The following is a 2194-nucleotide window of genomic DNA, read 5'->3' as shown; positions in this document are numbered from 1 at the left end:
CAGACCGTCCTAAAACGCTACGGGGTTGGCGGATCATCATTCGGTAAACTCTAACCGGAGGGCTGTATTGTTCTTTGCGGCTCTCCAACCTCAACCGCATGTCCGTCTGGATCGTAGAAACGAAATACGCGCTGTCCCCACGCCTGCCGCTCGACGGGATGGATCAATTCGACATGCGGCGCGATGCTCTCGAATGCCGAGTTCACATCGTCATGCTCGAAATACAACAACAGATTTCGCCGCCCATAGATCTCGCCAGCACCCAACGCTTCTCCCCAAACCGTCTGTTCGAGAGCCGCCCCATCGTGGATCGCAAAACCTGTCTCGAAGAGCACGAAGCTCCCTGCATCCTCCAACACCTTCAGACCAAGCGTCTTTTCATAGAAATACCGGGACAGCTTGATGTCACGAACAAAGGGAATGGGATTGATAAAGCGCATTGGGGTCCGTCCGGTCATGGCATCTCTTCTTGAAGATATTCCCAATATAATCAGAATTTAAAAGGGGATCCAAACTCAGTCAGACCGCTTGAAAACTGGTATCCGGATTCCGGAGTGGATCGTTCTGTGATATCTTTTGCCATGGCACATCTTTCAGGAACAGATCGCGCGCAATTGCTGCTTTTGCCGGAAGCGGTGGACGATTACGTCGGCCCGGACAATCCGGTCCGCTTTATCGAGGCCTTCGTCGACGGCCTCGATCTTGCTGCCGCAGGCTTTGTGCGGGTGGCTGCGAAGGAGACCGGTCGTCCGGGTTATGATCCGGCCGATCTCTTGAAGCTCTACGTGTACGGCTACATCAACCGGCTGCGATCCAGCCGGCGACTGGAGGCCGAGGCCCATCGCAACATTGAGGTGATCTGGCTGCTGCGGCACCTGAAGCCGGACTTCCGCACCATCGCCGATTTCCGCCGTTTGAACCGGTCGGCCTTCAAACAGGTGTTCCGCGAGTTCGTCATCCTGTGCCGGCAACTCGATCTGTTCGGGCGGGAACTGCTGGCAGTGGATGGCACGCGCATCAAGGCGGTGAACAACAAAGATCGCAACTTCACCCGGGGCGCGCTGACCAAGTTCATCAACGAAGCCGACGAGAAGCTGGCGGATTACATGAAGCGGCTCGATGAAGGCGATGCGCAAGAGGAGAAAGCCGTTGGCAATGGCGGCGGCTCTGGCAGCAGCGATGGCAAACTCGCGGAAAAGATTGCGGCGATCAAAGGCAAGCGGGATCGTCACAAGGCACTGCTGGATGAGTTGGACAAGACCGGCGAGGACCAGATCTCGCTGACCGATCCGGATTCCCGGGCCATGGCGCGTATGACCAAGGTCGGCGTCGGCTACAACATCCAGCTCGCCGTTGACGTGAAGCACAAGCTGATCGCCGAGCAGGAGGTCTGCAACCAGGTGCTGGACATGGGGCTTCTTGCGCCAACGGTCGAGGCGGCGATGGACACGCTCGGCGTCGACAGGATCGAGGCGGTGGCGGACCGAGGCTACTTCAAGATCGAGGATATCGAGGCTTGCGAGAAGGCCGGCATCACCGCCTATGTGCCCAAACCGATCCGTGGTCCGGCCGTGGCCGAGGGGTTCTTCTCCAAGGAGCAATTCCGCTATGACCCGGACAAGGATATTTACCTTTGTCCCGCAGACCAGGTGCTCTCACCCCGTCACTTTGGCAAGTCCCGCGACAATGTGAAGATCGACTACGTCAACCGCGACGCCTGCAAGGCGTGCAACCTTCGCGAACGCTGCACCAAAAGCTTCCGTCGCGTGTCGCGCCTTGAGAACGAGGCAGTGCTCGATCGCATGGCGGCGCGTCTTGCCGCCCGGCCCGACGTTCTGGACCAAAGGCGCGAAAGCGTCGAGCACCCGTTCGGCACCATAAAACAGTGGATGTATCAGGGAGCGTTCCTGATGCGCAGGCTGGAAAACGTGCGAGGGGAGTTCAGCCTGACGGCACTGGCCTACAACATCAAAAGAGCCATCACTCTTGTCGGCGTTCCCAGCCTGATTAAAGCCGTCAGGGCGTGAAAGGCCGCCCTGTGCGGACTTTCCGATCCCAATACGGTGTCAAAGTGCTCAGCAGTGCCTTATCGAGCTCGTTGGGCATCGAAATCAGGGAAATCTCGCCACCCACAGAGTTCCGGCACTGAAAAGCGCAGGACCTCATTCACCCGAAGAGTTTTAAGACGGTCTGC

2 protein-coding genes are annotated in these 2194 nt (G+C 57.9%); one reads left to right on the top strand and one right to left on the bottom strand.

Translation table 11 applies throughout. The annotated features are described in order from the left end of the window. Window positions 1-50: 50 nt before the first annotated feature. A complete protein-coding gene (locus E8Q41_RS24845) occupies window positions 51-440 on the bottom strand; it encodes a VOC family protein (protein WP_137158264.1) in 390 nt (129 codons plus the stop codon). 141 nt (window positions 441-581) lie between these two features. Here E8Q41_RS24845 and E8Q41_RS24840 point away from each other — a divergent pair, with 141 nt between their 5' ends. Then, window positions 582-2027 (top strand): IS1182 family transposase, encoded by a 1446-nt coding sequence (locus tag E8Q41_RS24840; protein WP_137158263.1) that lies wholly within the window; start codon window positions 582-584, stop codon window positions 2025-2027. The last annotated feature ends 167 nt before the right edge of the window (window positions 2028-2194 follow it).

Origin of the sequence: Rhizobium sp. FKL33 (genome assembly GCF_005222915.1) — a bacterium.
GTDB lineage: Bacteria > Pseudomonadota > Alphaproteobacteria > Rhizobiales > Rhizobiaceae > Rhizobium_E.
Note: the sequence above shows the minus strand (reverse complement) of the source record. Positions and strands in the feature narration are given on the sequence as shown.

What these genes read in the sequence shown, in the direction of transcription:
- E8Q41_RS24845 (WP_137158264.1), bottom strand. Translation starts at nt 440, where the DNA reads ATGCGCTTTATCAATCCCATTCCCTTTGTTCGTGACATCAAGCTGTCC.
- E8Q41_RS24840 (WP_137158263.1), top strand. Translation starts at nt 582, where the DNA reads ATGGCACATCTTTCAGGAACAGATCGCGCGCAATTGCTGCTTTTGCCG.